Here is a 19,552-nt window from a genome sequence, read left to right on the forward strand (position 1 = left end):
CTTCTCCTTGATTTTGTCTGCCGGGGCCGCACCCTCGGCCTTGTGTTCAGTGTCCGTTGACGGGACGGTCGGCCGCGAGGTCGAACGTCATGATCTCGTCGGGCTTCAGGTGGCGCCCGGTCCAGTCCGGCTTGTCCAGCGACCAGCGGGCGTCGGCCTTGCCGGCCTCCCAGTGCTCGGTAACCGTCATCCGTGAAAATTCGTAGTCTTTCGACATGGTTTCATAGCCGCGCGGTCGGTTGATCAGGTGCATCACCGCCACCGCGCCGGCCGGGCGACAGCCGAGCAGGTGGTGCAGATCGGGATCGTCGCGCAGGTCCTCCGGCAGCTTGCGGTAGAGGCGCTGGGCGGCGGCGCGCATCTTCTGGAGCTGTTTGGACAGGTCCGTGTTCATGCGCGTGCGGCTGGAATAGCGGATGTCCTTCTCCCGCTGGGCGATATCCGCCATCGTCTTGGGCATGACCCCGCGCGAGGGGAACAGGTCCACCTGGAACACCGTCATCTCGCAGGGGCTGCGGTTGTCGAGCACGTATTGCAGCGGGGTGTTGGAGACCAGGCCGCCATCCCAGTACCACTCGCCGTCGATCTCCACCGGCGGGAAACCGGGGGGCAGGGCGCCGCTGGCCATCACATGCTCGGGCCCGATTTCGCGCTCGCTCTGGTTGTCGAAGTAGGCGAAGTTGCCGGTCATCATGTTGACCGCGCCGACCGAGAAGCGGGTTTCGCCGTGGTTGATCCGGTCGAAATCGACCAGATCGAGCAGGGTCTGGCGCAGCGGCGTGGTGTCGTAGAAGCTGAGGCGGCCGATATCGTTCGGCCATTCGGGCAGCGGTGTCGGGATGCGCGGGGTGAAGAAGCCGGGAATGCCGAAAGCGGCGGCCCATGCGGACGAGGTTTCGTTGAAGGCGCGGCGGGCGAAGCCGTTGCCGACGTCCAGCTTGTAGAGCAGTTCGTGGCTCACGCCCTCCCAGAAGGCGCGCAATTGCCTGATCCGCTCTCCCGGTGCGTTGCCTGCGATGATCGCGGCATTGATCGCGCCGATGGAGATGCCCGCCACCCAGTCCGGCGCGTGGCCGGCCTCGCTCAAGGCTTCGAAGACCCCGGCCTGATAGGCCCCCAGCGCCCCGCCTCCCTGCAATACGAGAACCGACTGGTGATCGCCCAGGTCGTCGCCCAAATCTTTCGGAGAAACGGTGGTCTTGCTGGCATTCATGGGCAGGGTCCTGCGCATGGGGATGTTGCGGTGCAACAAGTGGACCCGCACGCAGTTCCTTTCAAGCGGGAAAAAACTTACGCCGCCACTTCGGTCAGGCTCCCCTCGCTCGCCGCTTCCAGTAGACGCCTTTCCAGCGCCTTGATGCGGCTCGTCGAGGTCAGCTTCTCGCCCAGCAGGTCGGTCACATAGAACGTATCCGCCGCGCGTTCGCCATAAGTGTCGATGTGCGCGGAATGGACCATCAGCTTGCTCTCGAACAGGGCGTGGGCCAGCCGGTTGAGCAGCGCCGGACGATCGCGGGCGTTGACTTCCACCACGGTCAGGCGGTTCGAGGCCTTGTTGTCCACCAGCACGCGCGGGCGCACGTCGAAAGCATCGGCGCGCGGGCGGGCATCGGGCTTGGCGACCAGCTGCGGCAGGATCTTGATGCGGTTGGCCAGCGCATTTTCGATCGAGGCGCTGAGGCGGGCGAGCTGCGTATCCTCGCTGAACGGGCGGCCGAGGGGGTCCTGAATCAGGAAGTTGTCGACCGCGCGGCCGGTGCGCGTGGTGTGGATGCGCGCGTCGATGATGTTGCCGCCGGCCAGATGGATGCCCCCGGCGATGCGGTAGAACAGACCCGGATGGTCCGATGCGATCACCGTCACCAGCGTCGCCCCGCGCGCCGGGTAGTATTCGCTGAGGATCGACAGCGGCTCGTTCCGCGATGCGCTGAACTGGGCGAGGTTGCGGGCGATCACGTCGTCCGGCTCGGCGATCCAGTAGGCATCGGCGAACTGGCTGCCCAGTTCCTCGATCAGCGCTTCGTTGGCGGGATCGCGGGCGATGACCATCGCCTTCTTCGCCGCCACGCGCTTCTCGCGCCCGAATTCCACGTGGCCGAGGCGCAGGCGTTCCTCTGCTGCGCCGTAAAGCTCGCTGATCAGCTGGCGCTTCCACGAATTCCACGTACCCGGCCCCACCGCGCGGATATCGACGATGGTGAGCAGGGTCAGCTGGCGCAGGCGGTCCACCGATTGCACCACCGCCACGAAATCGCTGATGGTTTTCGCGTCCGAGAGGTCACGCTTGAACGCGGTGGCGGAGAGCAGCAGGTGGCGCAGCACCAGCCAGGAGACCAGTTCCGTCTCCTCCTCATCCAGCCCGAAGCGCGGGCAGAGCTTCAGCGCGATCTCCGCCCCGAGTTCGGAATGGTCCCCGCCGCGGCCCTTGGCGATGTCGTGCAGCAAGACCGCCGCATAGAGCGCCCGGCGTGAGCGGACCTTGTGGATGATTTCGTGGCTGAGCGGATGGTCCTGCTTCAGCTCGCCCTTCTCGATGCGTGAGAGCAGGCCGATAGCGCGGATCGTGTGTTCGTCCACCGTGTAGTGGTGGTACATGTCGAACTGCATCTGCGCGTTCACACGGCCGAATTCGGTGACGAAGCGGCCGAACACGCCGGCTTCGTTGAACGAACGCAGCGCCACTTCTGGATTGTTGCGGCTGGTGAGCAGTTCCATGAACAGCTCGTTCGCGCGCGGATCGCGGCGCACCTCCTCACGGATCAGCGCGGCATCGCGGGAAACCAGGCGCATGGTCTCGGGGTGAATCTCCAGCCCCTCACGGTCCGCCAGCACGAAAATCTCGATCAGGCGCACCGGATCGGCTTCGAACCAGGTGTCCGACGGGGCCATGATCCGGCCGCCGAATACCTTGTAGCCTTTCAGCACGCGCGGACGGGCACGGAAACCCGCCAGCAACCCGCGCGGCTGCTTCTTGGCGATCTGCTCGTCCAGCTGGGCCAGGAATACGCCGGTCAGGGTGCCGACCATCTTCGCCTGCAGGAAGAACATCTGCATGAACCGCTCGACCGCGCTTTTGCCGGGGCGGTCGGCATAGTTCATCCGCATCGCCACTTCGCGCTGCAGGTCGAATGTCAGCCGGTCCTCGGCACGGCGGGTGATCGTGTGGAGGTGGCATCGCACCGCCCAGAAGAAGTTCTCCGCCCGGCGGAACGCGCGGTATTCCTTGTGCGTCAGCAGGCCCACGTCCACCAGTTCGCTGGGATCGCGCACCTTGTGGATGTACTTGCCGATCCAGTAGAGCGTGTGCAGGTCGCGCAGGCCGCCCTTGCCTTCCTTCACATTGGGTTCGACCACATAGCGGCTGTCGCCCATGCGCTTGTGGCGTTCCTCGCGCTCGGCCAGCTTTTCGACTACGAACTGCCGCTCGGTCCCGGCGACGACATCCTTCCAGAAGCGGCTGCGCACTTCCTCGTAGAGATGCTGGTCGCCCCAGACATAGCGGCCTTCCAGCATGGCGGTGCGGATCGTCAGGTCGGACCGGCTCATGCGCACCATTTCGTCCGCAGAGCGGCTGGAATGGCCGATTTTCAGGCCCAGATCCCAAAGGAAATAGAGCATCGCCTCGATGATCTGCTCGCACCAGGCGGTCTGCTTGATCGGGGTGACGAAGGCCAGATCCACGTCCGAATGCGGCGCCATCTCGCCCCGGCCATAGCCGCCGACGGCGATGATCGTCAGGCGTTCGCCGGTGGACCGGTTCATCGCCGGGTAGACGTGGGTGGAGACGTGATCGTGAATCACGCGCAGCAGCTGATCCACCAGATAGGCCTGCGCCTCGGCCACTTCGTGCCCGGCGGAAGGCTTTTCGACCAGGCGGCGCGCGATCTCCGCCCGTCCGTCCTCCAGCGCGCCGCGCAGCAGCTCGACGATTTGCTTGCGGCCCTTGGCGGCGCTTTCGGCGGCGACAACGGCTTCTATGGCCTCGACCAGCGCGCGGCGGTCGATCACGGAACGGGGCGAAGGGATGCGGATCACGCTCATGTCAGGCGGTATCTAATCCTTCGCAGGCCGCAGGGAAAGGCGCGCGGATGCGCTGCCTGCGTTGATTTTGCCCGCAAGTTCCTAAAACGAGCCTACCATCGCCCCCAAGGCTATGCCAGAAGGCCGGCAATGCATCCCTCGCGCCGCCCCGGCGCGCAGGACCACATGGATACGAGGTCGAACCACTTGTCCCTCACAGCACTTGCCGCAAGCGCGGCCGCACAGGCGCATGAGCCGATCTACTGGGCCAATCTGGGCCTGAAGAACTATCTGTTCCGGATCGGCAGTTTCGAACTGCGCTGGTACTCGCTGGCCTATCTGGCCGGGATCGTGCTGGGCTACTGGCACCTCACCCGCATGATCAAGGCGCCCGGCGCTCCGCTGGCACAGCGCCATGCGGACGATCTGTTCTTCTACTGCACGCTGGGCATCATCCTGGGCGGGCGCCTGGGTTACGCCACGTTCTACACCGGCGGAGACACCGGCATTCCCAGCCTCTGGACCGATCCCAAGGCGCTGCTGTCGCTCTGGCATGGCGGCATGAGCTTCCACGGCGGGCTGATCGGCGTGCTGTTGGCACTGGCCTGGGTGTCGTGGCGCAACAAGCTCGATTTCCTGCGGGTGGCGGACTACATCGCGGTCTGCGTGCCGTTCGGCATGATGTTCGGCCGCCTCGCCAACTTCGTGAACGGCGAACTGTGGGGCCGCGTGGTCGCCAATCCGAATCTGCCCTGGGCGATGGTCTTCCCCGATGCCGGCCCGCTGCCGCGCCACCCCAGCCAGCTTTACGAAGCCGGGCTGGAAGGGCTGGCGATGGCCGTGATCATGCTCACGCTGTTCTGGAAGACGCGCGCGCGTTTCCGCCCCGGCATGCTGGTCGGCGTGTTCACCACCGGCATTGCCGCCGCGCGCTTCACCGTGGAATTCTTCCGGGAACCCGATGCGCAGCTGCAGGATTTCGCCATGCGCACCGGCCTTTCGATGGGCCAGTGGCTGACGATCCCGCTCTTCGTGCTGGGCCTGATGTTGATCGCGCGTTCGCTGGTGCGCCCGGCGCTCGCCACCGGCCGCCCGCTTCCGGCGTGATTCACCGATGACCGAGGGCCGTTCCGAGCCGCTGACGGATATCTTCAGGCGGCTGATCCAGAGCTACGGCCCGATTTCGCTGCTGCACTACATGGGCGAGTCCAACGCACGCTATTACGCGGGCAAGGACCCGCTCGGCAGCGCGGGCGACTTCATCACCGCGCCGGAAATCAGCCAGATGTTCGGTGAGATGATCGGCCTCTGGCTGGCCGACATGTGGAGCCGCGCGGGCAGCCCCAAAGTCCACTACGTCGAACTCGGGCCCGGCCGCGGCACTCTGGCGCGCGATGCGCTGCGCACGATGGCGCGCTTCGGCCTGACGCCGGATGTCCACTTCGTCGAAGGCTCCACCGCGCTGCGCGCCCTTCAGCGTGAGGCGGTGCCGCAAGTGCAGTTCCACGACGATCTCGGCACCCTGCCGACCGATGCGCCGCTGCTGGTGGTGGGCAACGAATTCCTCGACGCACTGCCGGTGCGGCAATTGGTGAAAGCTGAAAGCGGCTGGCGCGAACGCATGGTCGATTGGGCGGAGGATCGCTTCCGCCCCGTCGCCGGCGACAAGCCGATGGATGCCGCCGTGCCGGACGAATGGCAGGACGCGGCCGAAGGCACGATCCTCGAAACCTGCCCCGGCGCAGCCGCGGCCGTGCAGGAACTGGGCTATCGACTGGCCGCGCAAGGCGGCGCAGCCCTGCTGATCGACTATGGTTTCGTCACAAGGCAGACCGGATCGACGCTGCAGGCGCTGCGCGAACACACGAAGGTCGATCCTTTCACGATGCCGGGTGAGGCAGACCTGACCTGCCTCGTCGACTTCGCCACCGCCGCCGAAGTGGCGCAGGCGAGCGGGGCCAGGTGGCTGGGCACGACCACCCAAGGCGCTTTCCTGCGCGCACTGGGCATTGCGGCGCGCGCCGAACGGCTCGCCGCTTCAGCGCCGCAGCAGGCTGAGGGCATCGCGACGGCCCTGGACCGTCTGGTTGCCGACGAACAGATGGGGGCGCTATTCAAGGTGATGGCACTGGCCGGACCGGATTGGCCGGAAGGGGCAGGATTCTAACTGCATAGGGGGCACCGTGCACGACAAGGCGAAAGGCGTAACCGCAAGGGATCTGAAGGGGCCGGACCGGCTCGAACGCGTGCTGGGGCTGCTCTCGTTGGCGATGCTGGCGGTGATCCTGATCGCCATCGCGCGCGGCATGGCCGAATGGGCGCGCATTCCCGGCATCGTGTGGTTCCATCTGGCAACAATGCTGACCGCGCTGGCACTGACGCCGGTTCTGCTCTGGCGGCGGCGCGGCGATGGGCGGCACCGCGTGCTGGGCTATGTCTGGAGCGCGGCGATGATGGCCACCGCGATCGACAGCCTGTTCATTCGCGGCAAGAATGGCGAATTCAGCGTGATCCACGTGCTCTCCGCTTTCGTGATCGTGATGGTGCCGGTGCTGGTACTCTCGGCCCGCAGCCACCGCGTCGCCCGACACCGCCGCACCGTGCGCGGGCTGATCATCGGCGCGCTGCTGGTCGCCGGGTTCTTCACGTTCCCCTTCGGCCGCTTGCTGGGCCGCTGGCTGTTCGGAGTCTGAGAGCCGGGAGCGCGCAGGCAAATTCAGCTACGGAATGGAGTGTGAGTATCGGAGATTCCAATCCGACCTGCCTCCCGGATGTGCCGCCGTTGCAGGCATGAAAGAAGAATTCACGCAGAGGCGCGGAGGCGCAGAGAGGTCGCTCCTGCGGCAAAGCCGCTCTCTCTGATCTTGCGGTTTCCGCCAGGTTGAAGGGAGAAAGTGACCTGCCGCGCGATCGTGTCCCGGGAGGTGGTGTAGCTGAGGGTTGAGGTGGTCACCGTGATTTTCGGATAGGTTTGGGTTGCGAAACTCGAACCTGACGGAAGGAATCACGATGACCGATCCGATGATGCACCTGCGTTCGCTGGTAGAGAAGACCCCGGACGCGGATATTCTACGCGAGATGATCTCGTTTGCCGCCGAGCGGCTGATGGAGATGGAAGTCGGCAACCTGACTGGCGCTGGCTACGGCGAGAAGTCTCCCGACCGGCTTGTTCAGCGCAACGGGCACCGCGAGCGCGACTGGCAGACGCGGGCCGGCACTGTCGAGCTGCGGATCCCAAAGTTGCGCAAAGGCAGCTACTTTCCCGTTTTCCTCGAACCACGTCGGATGGCGGAGCGGGCGCTGACTGCGGTGATCCAGGAGGCCTACATCCAGGGCATTTCCACCCGCTCAGTGGACGATCTGGTCAAAGCGCTTGGCATGGACGGCATCTCCAAGAGCCAAGTGAGCCGCCTATGTGAGGAGCTCGACGAGCGCGTGCATACCTTCCTGGACCGCCCGATCGAAGGGGATTGGCCGTACCTTTGGATCGACGCAACCTACGTGAAGGTTCGGCAGAATGGGCGGATCGTCTCGGTGGCGGTGATCGTCGCGGTAGGCGTGAACAGCGACGGTCGCCGCGAAGTGCTGGGCATGGACATCGGCGCCTCGGAAGCCGAGCCTTTCTGGACCGCCTTCCTGCGCAAGTTGACGCGCCGAGGACTGCGCGGCGTCAAGCTGGTCATCTCCGACGCGCACGAAGGCATCAAGGCAGCCGTCTCCAAACTGCTCTGTGCCACGTGGCAGCGCTGCCGGGTTCACTTCATGCGCAATGCGCTGGCTCATGCCGGTAAAAGCGGCCGCAGGGTTGTCTCCGCCTTCATCGCCACCGCCTTCGCTCAGGAAACACCCGAGGCCGCCAGCCAGCAATGGCGTGCCGTGGCCGATCAGGTGCGACCCAAACTGCCCAAACTGGCAAACCTGATGGATGAAGCCGAACCCGATGTGCTGGCCTACATGACCTTCCCGCGCGAGCATCGCGCCAAATTACACAGCACAAACCCCATCGAGCGCCTCAACGGCGAAATCAAACGCCGCACGGATGTCGTCGGCATCTTCCCCAATGAGGCTGCCATCACCCGACTCATCGGCGCTATCCTCATGGAACAGTCAGACGAATGGGCCGTCCAGCGTGCCCGCTATATGACCCTTGAAACCATGGCGCCGGTCAGCGACAATCCAATCACCATGCTCTCAGCAGTCCCAGGAGCATGAACGGCCCAGACGGATGCCGAAATGCGCGGCGCCTCGGCTTCAGCTACACCACGCCCCGGGACACAGTCTGCCGCGCTTTGCGCTTACGCGTTTCTGCGTGCGTTAAAATCCTATCGTCATCCCAGCGGAAGCTGGGATCGCCATCGGCCTCGCGCGATTGTGAGACCGATCCCAGCTTTCGCTGGGATGACGTCGGTTGAAAGCGTCCGCTCACACGACTTTACAGCGAATTGCGGCCGTTCCGGACACGCCGACGTTGCGGACATGGGCAACCCGTCAGTTCTTGCTACGTCGATAGAACGTCCCCCAAGCTGCTATCGACCAGATAAGCCCAGTGGGCAGGAGTCCGCGTGTGACATAAAACCAAGGCACCACCTCAGAGCAAGGCCTTGGATCTTCAGGGCTGTCGCACGGGAAACTAAGAAGATTTACCGAAACCCACAACAGGCAGAGCCAAGCTACACACGCAGCGGTGAGCAGGACAAATCCGATTATCGCGAGGCGTCTTTTGGGTGTCATTTTCCCCTCTTCCATGCCCCGCCTTGATGTCACGGAGCACTTGGACTGCTGGATGCGCGCGCTTCCCTCGACGTCTAGGTCATCCGAGATGCTGAGCGGCATTCCTAAAAGCGGAATGGCGCATTTTCAGGGTTTTAATCTGATACCTGCCGTTTCGACACGCCAACATAGTGGTCATTTCAATTTGGATGGTGGCCAGTCGATGACTTGCCAGCCATCCTTGTTGATTGCAAAATAGGTGCTGTATCGTAGCCACTTGCCGCTCACGTTTTGCGCCCAGCGACATTCAAACTCCGTCGGCTCCTCCGGAAAGCCTTCACACTTCAATGGACGGACATCCGCCGGAGAAATCGGGCTTTTTGTCTGCTTCGCAAGTGCTTCTGACAGCTCTCCGGCAGTCGGCATAGGCTCTTTGGCGGCTGCAGCCGAGCTAACCATCAACGTAAGAGCGGCAAAAAGACAATGTGACTTCATGGCAGGACGCTATGATACTTTGATTGGGCACACAATGTCCGCTCCCCCCGACATTTCTGCCGTTCAGCGCGCCTTGGAACTTCCTGATAGCCGACAATGCGGCCTAATTTCCGCGCGGCCTAATGTCCGCGTAATTGTCCGGCTGCCCAGGCGGCGGCGTCGGCCACCGCCGGGTCGGGATCGTCCCGCAAGCCTTCAACCGTGCCCAGCAGCGCCGCCGATCCGCTGTTCCCCGCCGCATAGAGGCAATTGCGGACGAAGCGGTTGCGGCCGATGCGCTTGATGGGGGAGCCGGAGAACAGCTTGCGAAAGCCCGCATCGTCCAGCGTCAGCAGGTCAGCCAGTTCCGGCACGGTCAGCTCGGCGCGCGGGAGGAAGGCCTTGATGGTGTTCGCGGTCTCGGCAAACTTGTTCCACGGACAGACGGCCAGGCAATCGTCGCAGCCATAGATGCGGTTGCCCAGTGCGGTGCGGAATTCCTCCGGAATCGGCCCCTTGTGCTCGATCGTCAGGTAACTGACGCAGCGCCGGGCATCGAGGCGGTAGGGCGCCGGGAAAGCGGCGGTGGGGCAGGCATCCTGACAGGCGCGGCACGATCCGCAGCGGTCGCGGCCCGGCGCGGAGAGCGGCAGGTCCAGCGTCGTGTAGATCTCGCCCAGAAACAGCCACGATCCATGCTCGCGGCTGACCACGTTGGTGTGCTTGCCCTGCCAGCCCAGGCCGGCGGCGGCGGCCAGCGGTTTCTCCATGACCGGGGCGGTATCGGTAAAGACTTTCACTCCGACGTCGCCGAGGCCGCGCTTGCGCGCTTCCTCCACCAGCCAGCGGGCTAGGTGTTTCAGCGCCTTCTTGACCACGTCGTGATAGTCGGCGCCTTGCGAATAGACCGAGATGCGGCCCACTTCGGGCACTTCGGCAAGGCGCAAGGGATCGGCGGCGGGGGCATAGCTCATGCCCAGCGCGATCACCCGCTGCGCCTCGGGCCAGAGCCCTTGGGGCGAGCGGCGATGGTGCGCGCGGTCGGCCATCCACGCCATCGAACCCTGCATCCCCTCCGCCAGCCACGAATCGAGCCGCGCGGCGCGATCGGCATCCTCTTCGGCGGACGCGATTCCGAAGGCGCAGAAGCCCAATGCGCGGGCCCGCGCTTCCAGTTCTCGTGTCAGATCACTTAGAGGGTTATTAACCAAGCTTGCGGATGCTCCGGTTCACGTCATGACGGTAGGTGGGCCCAATGAACATCGCACTAGGAGATTGGCCCGTGGCCAGCAATGAGGGAGCCGATTCGGCGAAGGTCGATCAGCGTCCTCTTGCGATCGAGGCGCGCGGGCTGGTCAAGCGGTTCGACGGGTTCACGGCGGTGGACGGTGTGGACCTTCAGGTGCCGGTAGGTGCCGTCTACGGCATTCTAGGTCCCAATGGTGCCGGCAAGACCACGACCTTGCGGATGCTGCTGGGAATCATCGATCCGGACGAGGGAAGTCGCCGGATTCTGGGCGCGGAGCGGCCGCACGATGTGGCCCACGCCATCGGCTACCTGCCCGAAGAGCGCGGCCTCTACCCGGCGATGAAGGCCACCGAAGCCATCGCCTTTCTGGGATCGCTGCGCGGTCTGCCGCTGAAGGAAGGGCGCAAACGCGCGCACGAACTCCTTGAACGGCACGGCCTCGGCTATGCGGCGGACCGGCAGATTCGCCAGCTTTCCAAGGGGATGGCGCAGCAGGTGCAGATTCTGGGGACCTTGGTCCACCGCCCGCGACTGGTGATCTTTGACGAGCCGTTTTCCGGGCTTGATGCGCTGAACCAGGGCAAGCTGGAGCGCATGATGCGCGGCTTGGCGGAAGAGGGGACGACGGTGATCTTCTCCACCCACGTCATCGCCCACGCCGAACGCCTCTGCGACGATGTGGCGATCATCGCCGGCGGAAAAGTGCCGTTTGCGGGCCCCGTCGACGTGGCCCGGGACCGCATCCGCCCGCAAGTCCGGCTGGAAACCCGCGCCGCCGATGGCCCATGGCGCGCCGCGCTGCCCGCCGATTTGCGGCGGGAAGGGGCGTTCTGGAATTTCTCGCTGCCCGAAACCGGGGTGGAGCCGTTGCTGCGCGCACTGATCGAGGGCGATGCGGGCATTCTCTCGCTCTCGATCGAGCGCGCGGGGCTGCACGATGCCTTCGTTGCCATCGCCGGTGAGGCGGCCGCCAAGGCGCTGGAAGAAAGCCCGGAACAGGAGCAGGGTCGATGAGCGAACATGTCCGACCCGGCCGTCTTTCGGTCCTCGCCGCCGCCTGGGTGGTGGCCCGGCGCGATTTCACGGCGATCCTGTTCAGCCGCAGCTTCTTCTTCTTCCTGCTGGGCCCGCTGTTTCCGGTGATCGTCGGCGGACTCGCCGGCAGCGTCGGTGCGCGAGTCCAGGCGAGCGCGGAGCAGCCGGCGCTTGGCGTGGCCATGCAGGCGGCCGATATCGATGCGCTGACGACGGCGCGGGCGCGGCTGACTCCCGCCTTGGGGGACGCGGTGCCGAACCTGATCGTCCTGAAGAAGCTTGCCCCCGGCCAGACGTTCGATGCCGATGCGGCATTGGCGGCGAAGAAGGGCAATGTCGCCGCCGTCCTCACCGGCAGCGTGGCGGCGCCGGTCCTGACCGGCCCCGAAGGGCTGATCGGCAACTGGCGCGGCCCGGTTTCGCTGCTGGCGGTACAGGCTCGTTCCAGCCATGTGATCGCCTATCCCGAGATTGCGCTGAAGCCGGTGGCCAGCAGTTCGGCAGGCGAACGCCGCGGACGCCTGACCACCGCGCAGAGCGCGCAGATGATGCTGTTCCTGCTGACGATGATGCTGGCGGGCATGGTGCTGTCCAACCTGGTCGAGGAAAAGGGCAACAAGATCATCGAAGTGCTGGCGGCCGCGATTCCGATGGATTCGGTGTTTCTGGGCAAGCTTTTCGCGATGCTGGGGGTCTCGCTGGTGGGCATCGGCACCTGGGCGACGGTGGGATCGGTGGTGTTCTTCTTCGGCGGATCGGCGCTGCCGCATCTGGCCGAGCCCGCCGTGGGCTGGCCGCTGCTGATCGCGCTGGGCGTCGTCTACTTCGCGATGGCCTATCTGCTGCTCGGCTCGGTGTTCCTCTCCATCGGATCGATGGCGACCACCGTGCGCGAGGTGCAGACCCTGTCGATGCCGGTGACCATGCTGCAGCTGATGGTGTTCTTCTTCGCCAGCTTCGCGATGACCCAGCCCGGCAGCATGGTGGAGACTGCCGCGATGATCTTCCCGTTCAGTTCGCCCTTCGCGATGCTGGCGCGCGCGGCGCAGGATCCGGCGATCATGCCCCACCTGATCGCGATCGGCTGGCAGGCGGCATGGGTGCTGCTGCTGGTGCGCATCGGCGCGCGGCTGTTCCGTTCGCGGGTAATGAAGTCCGGCCCGGCCAAGGGGCCGAAGCGGCGTTCGGCAAAGCGCGCGTGGTCGCGGCGTGTAACCGTGGGTGAAGCCGCAGCGAATTGAAAGGCATGAGAAGGAGAGGACCTTCGATGCCGTTTCTATCGACACGCCGTGAAATCCTGGGCTGGCTGGGCGCCGGCGCCGCCATGCCGGTGCTGGCCGCCTGCGACAGCGGCACTGCCCAGGCGAAGACTTATCCGGTCAGCCACACCGCGGCAGAGTGGCGCAAGCTGCTGACGCCGGCGCAGTTCCACATCCTGCGGGAAGCCGGCACCGAACGCTCCTATTCCTCGCCGCTTAATGACGAGCATCGCAAAGGCACGTTCGTCTGCGCGGCGGACGGGAATCCGCTGTTTTCCTCCACTGCCAAGTTCGACAGCCACACCGGCTGGCCCAGCTTCACGAAGCCGCTGCCCGGCGCGGTGGAAACCTCTACTGACTATCTGATCGGCGTGTCGCGGACGGAAGTGCACTGCGCGCGCTGCGGCGGGCATCTGGGCCATGTCTTCGACGACGGGCCGCCGCCCACCGGCAAGCGCTATTGCATGAACGGCGCGGCGATGACGTTCAAATCGGGCTGACGCGCCCCGGAAAGGCCGTCTCCCGGACGGGCCCCTGTCAGGCGCCGGTCAATCGTCGGACGGAACCGAATCGCTGCCTTTCATGCGGGAAGTTCTTAGTGCCAATTGCTCAAGGCTCAGCAGTTGGGCGAAGACCAGCCCATAGTCGGGATGCTGGCGCCAGCAGACAGTGGCGTCGAAGGCGGGTAGTTCGCTGGCGGAAAGCCGCAGCTTCTGGCCGATCGCAAGCATCTGCGCAGTCTCGATCCCTGCGCCCTGCCGTGAAAGATCGCGGATCGTGGCGGGATGCTCCTCGCCATTGACGGCGATCCGTGCGGGGTGGTCCACCCTCAGCCGCACCCCGCGCTTGGGGAAAGGGCCGGCCTCGGTAATGAACCGCATGAGGTCCACCGGGCCGGCGAAGCGGAATCCGGCCTCTCCTTCGCGTTCCCACACACGTTCGAGCGGGAAGCTTTCGCCGGTGGTGATTTCCAGCGCGAAGCCTTCGCCGGGGGGCAGTTCATGGAACAGTTTCAGCCGGACGCCGGTTTCGGAAACGTCGCGCACGATGCACAGGAATTCGCGGCCCGTTCCGATCAGCTTGGCCTGCCGCAACAACAGCGCAAAGCGCGGTTGCACCCGCTGGTCGGCCAGTCGGTCGGTCCGGGCGGCGTCAAGCGGGTCCGGTGAAGCGGGCCCGGAATCATGCCCCGAATCAGGCGATGTTTCATGGGGAAGGCGATCGGGATTGGTCATATCCTGGGGGCACCCTGGTCGATTGCCGGGAATGGGGCCGGCGATCCTGCTCGATTCGGTCCGCAAAGAGGCTCTGCGTCAGGCAGCGGCCCTCATCCGGCGCAAGGCCGGGCGGAAGGGAAATCTCAGACGCGCTAAACGGGCACGCGATCAGGATAGCGATTCGCGGGTTACCGAAGTGTAAAGGGGATTCCCGAAGGGAGGCTGGTGCGGGCGGCGGGACTCGAACCCGCACGATCACAGATCAAGGGATTTTAAGTCCCCTGCGTCTACCATTCCGCCACGCCCGCACGACATGCCGGAAGCACGTCTCAAAAGCCGTGGGCGATCTGGCAGATCGCAGCGGGTCCGGCAACAGGCCATCGACACGGGGCCGTTGATTACCGTTGGCGTGATTACCCTTCGCAAGTGGCGGGGCAGGGGGCGGCAACGAGTTTGCCGGAAACAACAAGTCCGCCGGAAACCTGCGGCCTCCGGCGCGATGACTTGTGCTTGCGGTTTAGCGGCCTCGGCTCAATGCACGTTCAGGCGAACGCGCATCTCCTTGCCGGGCTTGAAATAGGGGACGCGCTTTTCAGGCACTTCCACGCTTTCGCCGGTGCGGGGATTGCGGCCCTTGCGGCTGTCGCGATGGCGCGTGGAGAAGGCACCGAAGCCGCGCAGTTCGACTCGGCCACCATCGGCAAGCCGCTGGGCGATCTCATCGAAGAACGTGTCCACGGCCCGTTCCACGTCTTCCGTGCGCAGTTCGGGATTTTCCTTGGACAGGGCTTGCAGCAGTTCGGATCTGATCATCTCGCACCTTTCCATAGAGGCAATCAGGACGTCCCCAGGCGAAAACATCCTCAGGCGAAAAAATCCTCAGCCCAAGCGCGAATCACAATATTTCGCGTGACTTGGATCCCTCTGGTGCAGAAAATGCCATTGCCGGGGCTTTCGCGCAATGCTCCTACCGGATGAGGGGGTTTTGCCCTTCCGGGAGGGGGTATGCAGGCCCGCAACTGCGGTTCCGCGTACCTTTCGCCCATTTACAGCGCGAATTTGCCCGTTAACGTCGCCTCTTTTGGCGCCACGGGTCGGCGTGAACAAAGCACAAGAGGACGCATGAAGGATATCGGAACCTGGAACGAGGGGGACTGGGTCGGCGCCATCGGCGCGATCCTGCTGTTCGCCATATTGGCGATCGGCGGCGTCATCGCCTCGCGCAAGAGCCAGGAAGTGGTTGGCCACCCGCGCGGTCTGTTCGTGCTGTTCTACACGGAAATGTGGGAACGCTTCTCGTACTACGGGATGCGCGCCCTGCTCATCCTCTATCTCACCAAACATTGGCTGTTTGATGACGGCAAGGCGAACCTGATCTACGGCGCCTACACCAGCCTCGTCTACATCACGCCGGTTCTCGGCGGCTATCTGGCGGACCGCTACCTCGGCCAGCGCAAGGCCGTGCTGTTCGGCGGCGTGCTGCTGGCCTTCGGCCACGTGCTGATGGCGTTCGAGGGCACCGGCGGGCAAAGCGATCCCACGATCAACGTGTTCTGGCTCGCCCTGGCCTTCATCATCGTCGGCTCCGGCTTCCTGAAGGCGAACATCTCGGTGATCGTCGGCCAGCTCTACAAGCTCACCGATGAGCGCCGCGACGGTGCCTATTCGCTGTTCTACATGGGCATCAACACCGGCGCCGCGCTGGGCACGATCCTGGTCGGCTATCTGGGCGAGACGATCGGTTGGGGCTATGGCTTCGGTCTGGCCGGCATCGGCATGGTGCTGGGCCTGATCATCTTCATGGTCGGCAAGCCCGCGCTGAACGGCCGCGGCGAACCGCCGGCGCCGCTGGCAAAGAAGCGCGAATGGACGCTCTATGTGATCGGCACGGCCTCCGTCGCGGTGCTCTGGGCGCTGATCCAGTTCCAGGCCGTTGTCGGCACGCTGCTGCTGCTCTCGGCGGTGGCGCTACTCGGCTACCTGCTGATCGAAGCGTTCCGCATGCCCAAGGAACCGCGTGAGCGCATCTTCGCGATCATCTTCCTGCTGGCCTTCCAGCCGATCTTCTGGGGGCTGTTCGAACAGGCCGGCGGTTCGCTCTCGCTGTTCACCGATCGCTTCGTGGAGCGCGGCGGCGTACCGACGTCGCTGTTCCAGGCGGTCAACCCGATCTTCATCGTCACGTTCGCGCCGATCCTGGCGTGGCTGTGGCGTTCGCTCGGCCGCAAGCAGGTGGAGCCTTCGGCACCGGCCAAGTTCGGTTTCGGCCTCGTGCTCGTCGGCCTCGGCTTCGTGTCGCTGGTCTGGGGTGATGCCGTTGCGGGTCAGGGCGCCAAGGTCGGCGTGTTCTTCATCTTCCTGATCTACTGGTTCCACACGCTGGGTGAGCTTTGCCTCTCGCCGGTGGGCCTCAGCGCGATGAACCGCCTTGCCCCCCGCCACCTTGCCAGCTTCATCATGGGCGCGTGGTTCTTCGCCACCGCCGGCGGCAACTTCGTGGCCGGCATGATCGGCCAGGCGACCGGCGGCGAGCACGGCGCGATGACGCGTGAGGGCACCGTGGCGATCTATGGCACCATCGGCTGGTGGGTCGTGGGCATCGGCGTTGCCGTCATCCTCGTCGCCCGACTGGTGAAGCGCTGGATGCACGTCGATACGCTGAAGGACATCGAACTGGAGGGATCCTCCGAGTTCGGGCTGGAGGCGCAGGAAGCCGGCATCCACCCAACGCTCAAGCCGAACTGACACCTTCTCACCGGCCCGGAAACCATGGTTTCCGGGCCGGTTTCACGAATACGCTTCAAAACAGGGGAATCCACATGACCAAAACGCCGGGATTGCGGCGCTGGACGTCGCTGCTCGTGCTGGGCACCGCACTCGCGCTGAGCGCCAACAGCGCCGACGCCAAAAAGCAGGACAAGAAGCCGGCGCCCATCGTCGCCGATCCTTATCCCTCCACCTACAAGGCCTATCCGGGCACGCCCACCGCGCTGGTCGGCGCAACCGTCTATGATGGGCGCGGGGGGCGGATCGACAACGGCGTGGTGCTGTTCAAGGACGGCAAGCTGGTTGCTATCGGCGCTGCCGGCATGGCGATTCCGGACGGCTACACACGGATCGACGGCACCGGCAAGTTCGTCACTCCGGGCGTGATCGATATCCACTCACACCTCGGCGTCTATCCCTCGCCCTCGGTCGATGCGCTGTCGGACGGCAACGAGATGACCAGCCCGACCACGCCCGACGTCTGGGCCGAACACTCGGTCTGGCCGCAGGATCCCGGCTTCACGCGCGCGCTGGCCAATGGCGGCGTGACCACGCTGGAAATCCTGCCCGGATCCGGCAACCTGATGGGCGGGCGCACCGTCACGCTGAAGAACGTGCCCAGCATCACCGTGCAGGGCATGAAGTTCCCCGGCGCGCCCTATTCGCTGAAGATGGCCTGCGGCGAAAATCCCAAGCGCGTCTACGGCAGCAAGGGGCAGAAGCCCTCCACTCGCATGGGCAACTTCTCCGTGGACCGTCAGGCCTGGATCGATGCGCGCCAGTACATGGACGGCGATCATTCGGAGCGTGATCTGGGCAAGGACACGCTGGAAGGCGTGCTGAAGGGCGAGATCCTCGTCCAGAACCACTGCTACCGCGCGGACGAGATGGCGCAGGTGATCGATATGGCCAAGGAGATGGGCTACAAGGTCACCGCCTTCCACCACGCGGTCGAAGCCTACAAGATTGCCGATGTCCTGCGTGAAAACGACATCTGCGCGGCAGTCTGGGCGGACTGGTACGGCTTCAAGATGGAAGCCTATGACGCCATTCCCGAGAACGCAGCGCTGCTCGCCAATGCGGGCACCTGCGTGGTGATCCACTCGGATGACGAGAACGGCATCCAGCGCCTGAATCAGGAAGCTGCCAAGGCACAGGCCGACGGCCGCCGCATCGGCATCGACATTCCCGATGCCAAGGTGGTCGGCTGGTTCACCTACAACGCTGCCAAGGCCATGGGCATCGGCGAGAAGACCGGCAGCCTTGAAACCGGCAAGATGGCCGACGTGGTGCTGTGGAACGGCAATCCGCTCTCGGTCTATTCGCGCCCGGAGAAGGTGTGGATCGACGGCGCGCTGATGTTCGATGCGATGGACCCCAAGCGCCGCCCGGTGAGCGATTTCGAGCTTGGGCAGGCCGGTGAAGGAGACGTGAAATGAGCCGCCGCGCCATTATCGCCGCGGCACTCGCGGCTGCTGCTTTCGCCCCACCTGCATTCGCGCAGGATTTCGCCATCACCAATGCCACTGTGGCCATCGGTGACGGCTCCGCGCCGATCGAGCACGGCACTGTCGTCGTGCGCGGCGGCAAGGTCGTTGCGGCCGGGGCCGGCGTGGCCGTGCCCGCGGGCGTCCAGCCCATCGACGGCACCGGCAAGTGGGTAACGCCGGGCCTGTTCGCGGCGGTGACCGATTTGGGCCTGCTCGATGTCGAAGGCGTTGCCAACAGCAACGATACCGAAGCCGAGGATTCGCCGTTCAACGCCGCGCTGGATGTCAGCCCGGCGGTCAATCCGAACAGCGAGCATATCGCCATCAGCCGCGAAGGCGGTGTCACCCGCGCCAGCGTCTCGCCCTACAACGGTCATTCGATCTTTGCCGGGCAGGGCGCGGTGATCGACCTTGGCGCCGATCCCAACGCGGTAACCAAGGCGCGCGCCTTCCAGTTCGTCGAACTGGGTGAGGCGGGCGCGAAGCTCGCCGGCGGCAGCCGCGTGGCGGCGCATGTGGCCTTGCGCAACGCCCTGCGTGAGGCGCGCGATGTGGCCGCTTCGCCGAACGCCGCACGCAGCCCCGATGCGCTGCTGACCCGTGCGGATGCCGTGGCGCTGGCGCAAGTGATCGACGGTCGCCAGCCGCTCTACGTCGGCGTCGAGCGTGCCTCCGACATCCGCAGCGTGCTGGCGCTCAAGACCGAGTTCCCCAAGCTCGATCTCGTGCTGGTCGGTGCGACCGAGGGCTGGCTGGTCGCTGCCGATATCGCTGCCGCCAAGGTGCCGGTAATCACGATGCCGCTGCGCGACCTGCCTTCGGCGTTCGAGGCGCTGGCGGCCACGCAGTCCAATGTCGGGCGCATGAAGAAGGCGGGCGTGAAGGTCGCCATCGGCATGTTCAACACCTCCAACCAGCCGCGCTATGCCCCGCAGGAAGCGGGCAACCTTGTCGCTCTCGCCAAGCTGCCCGGCGCAGCGGGGCTGACCTGGGGTGAGGCTTTTGCGGCGATCACCTCGGTCCCCGCCGAGATCAGCGGCATGGGCGGAAAAGCCGGCGTGCTGGCTCCCGGCGCCGTGGGCGACGTGGTGATCTGGGACGGCGATCCGCTCGAACTGTCTTCGGCCCCGACCGAGGTGTTCATCGATGGCGTCAAGCAGCCGCTCGACAACCATCAAAGCCGCCTGAAGCAGCGCTACAAGAGCCTTGATCGGACTTATCTGCCCAAGGCCTTCGACTGGTAAAATCGTACGGGCAGGGCGCCCTTCAGCGGCATCCTGCCCGTATCGGCACGCAAGCCCTACCAAAACCATTTCGTCATCCCCGCGAAGG

General features: G+C 64.9%; 16 protein-coding genes and 1 tRNA gene. 10 read left to right on the forward strand and 7 right to left on the reverse strand.

Features of this window, described 5'->3' with window-relative positions:
- Positions 1-46 precede the first annotated feature (46 nt).
- Complete coding sequence (locus ACZ1JC_RS11895) at positions 47-1,213, reverse strand: patatin-like phospholipase family protein (protein ID WP_465136665.1); 1,167 nt, start codon at positions 1,211-1,213, stop codon at positions 47-49.
- Between the two features lie 77 nt (positions 1,214-1,290).
- Positions 1,291-4,041, reverse strand: a complete 2,751-nt coding sequence (locus tag ACZ1JC_RS11900) for a [protein-PII] uridylyltransferase (protein ID WP_465136664.1) — start codon at positions 4,039-4,041, stop codon at positions 1,291-1,293.
- 165 nt (positions 4,042-4,206) lie between these two features.
- Here ACZ1JC_RS11900 and lgt point away from each other — a divergent pair, with 165 nt between their 5' ends.
- From lgt to ACZ1JC_RS11920, 4 genes are all read left to right on the forward strand, one after another.
- Entirely contained in the window at positions 4,207-5,127 is a 921-nt protein-coding gene (lgt, locus tag ACZ1JC_RS11905; RefSeq protein ID WP_465136663.1) for a prolipoprotein diacylglyceryl transferase, read from the forward strand.
- Between the two features lie 7 nt (positions 5,128-5,134).
- On the forward strand, positions 5,135-6,187 hold the full coding sequence (locus ACZ1JC_RS11910; RefSeq protein ID WP_465136662.1) for a class I SAM-dependent methyltransferase: 1,053 nt from the start codon (positions 5,135-5,137) through the stop codon (positions 6,185-6,187).
- 16 nt (positions 6,188-6,203) lie between these two features.
- Positions 6,204-6,713, forward strand: a complete 510-nt coding sequence (locus ACZ1JC_RS11915; protein WP_465136661.1) for a DUF2306 domain-containing protein — start codon at positions 6,204-6,206, stop codon at positions 6,711-6,713.
- A 316-nt stretch (positions 6,714-7,029) separates the two neighbouring features.
- Entirely contained in the window at positions 7,030-8,232 is a 1,203-nt protein-coding gene (locus ACZ1JC_RS11920) for an IS256 family transposase (protein WP_465135341.1), read from the forward strand.
- 693 nt (positions 8,233-8,925) lie between these two features.
- On the opposite strand, the gene ACZ1JC_RS11925 is transcribed toward ACZ1JC_RS11920, so the two are convergent.
- Together ACZ1JC_RS11925 and queG are read right to left on the reverse strand one after the other, a co-directional pair.
- Positions 8,926-9,225, reverse strand: coding sequence for a hypothetical protein (locus ACZ1JC_RS11925; RefSeq protein ID WP_465136660.1), 300 nt, complete (start codon positions 9,223-9,225; stop codon positions 8,926-8,928).
- Positions 9,226-9,344: 119 nt separating this feature from the next.
- Positions 9,345-10,415, reverse strand: coding sequence for a tRNA epoxyqueuosine(34) reductase QueG (gene queG / locus ACZ1JC_RS11930; protein WP_465136659.1), 1,071 nt, complete (start codon positions 10,413-10,415; stop codon positions 9,345-9,347).
- Positions 10,416-10,459: 44 nt separating this feature from the next.
- Here queG and ACZ1JC_RS11935 point away from each other — a divergent pair, with 44 nt between their 5' ends.
- Genes ACZ1JC_RS11935 through msrB form a run of 3 tightly spaced genes read left to right on the forward strand, consistent with a single transcriptional unit; the run spans position 10,460 to position 13,247 of the window.
- Positions 10,460-11,467, forward strand: a complete 1,008-nt coding sequence (locus ACZ1JC_RS11935) for an ABC transporter ATP-binding protein (protein WP_465136658.1) — start codon at positions 10,460-10,462, stop codon at positions 11,465-11,467.
- A complete protein-coding gene (locus ACZ1JC_RS11940) occupies positions 11,464-12,729 on the forward strand; it encodes an ABC transporter permease (RefSeq protein ID WP_465136657.1) in 1,266 nt (421 codons plus the stop codon). The genes ACZ1JC_RS11935 and ACZ1JC_RS11940 overlap by 4 nt, the downstream gene beginning before the upstream one ends.
- Before the next feature lie 26 nt (positions 12,730-12,755).
- Positions 12,756-13,247, forward strand: coding sequence for a peptide-methionine (R)-S-oxide reductase MsrB (gene msrB, locus ACZ1JC_RS11945; protein ID WP_465136656.1), 492 nt, complete (start codon positions 12,756-12,758; stop codon positions 13,245-13,247).
- Positions 13,248-13,295: 48 nt separating this feature from the next.
- Here msrB and ACZ1JC_RS11950 read toward each other — a convergent pair whose 3' ends face one another.
- From ACZ1JC_RS11950 to ACZ1JC_RS11960, 3 genes are all read right to left on the reverse strand, one after another.
- Positions 13,296-13,982, reverse strand: coding sequence for a PilZ domain-containing protein (locus ACZ1JC_RS11950; protein ID WP_465136655.1), 687 nt, complete (start codon positions 13,980-13,982; stop codon positions 13,296-13,298).
- 205 nt (positions 13,983-14,187) lie between these two features.
- Positions 14,188-14,272: transfer RNA gene (locus tag ACZ1JC_RS11955), tRNA-Leu, on the reverse strand.
- Positions 14,273-14,495: 223 nt separating this feature from the next.
- Complete coding sequence (locus ACZ1JC_RS11960; RefSeq protein WP_395329446.1) at positions 14,496-14,777, reverse strand: integration host factor subunit beta; 282 nt, start codon at positions 14,775-14,777, stop codon at positions 14,496-14,498.
- Between the two features lie 309 nt (positions 14,778-15,086).
- On the opposite strand from ACZ1JC_RS11960, the gene ACZ1JC_RS11965 reads away from it, so the two are divergent.
- From ACZ1JC_RS11965 to ACZ1JC_RS11975, 3 genes are all read left to right on the forward strand, one after another.
- Positions 15,087-16,709 (forward strand): peptide MFS transporter, encoded by a 1,623-nt coding sequence (locus ACZ1JC_RS11965; RefSeq protein WP_465136654.1) that lies wholly within the window; start codon positions 15,087-15,089, stop codon positions 16,707-16,709.
- Positions 16,710-16,783: 74 nt separating this feature from the next.
- Positions 16,784-18,169, forward strand: coding sequence for an amidohydrolase (locus ACZ1JC_RS11970; RefSeq protein ID WP_465136653.1), 1,386 nt, complete (start codon positions 16,784-16,786; stop codon positions 18,167-18,169).
- Complete coding sequence (locus tag ACZ1JC_RS11975; protein WP_465136652.1) at positions 18,166-19,464, forward strand: amidohydrolase family protein; 1,299 nt, start codon at positions 18,166-18,168, stop codon at positions 19,462-19,464. Before ACZ1JC_RS11970 ends, ACZ1JC_RS11975 begins: the two co-directional genes overlap by 4 nt.
- Positions 19,465-19,552 lie beyond the last annotated feature (88 nt).

Source organism: Sphingomonas sp. BL-S-28 (assembly GCF_055521515.1).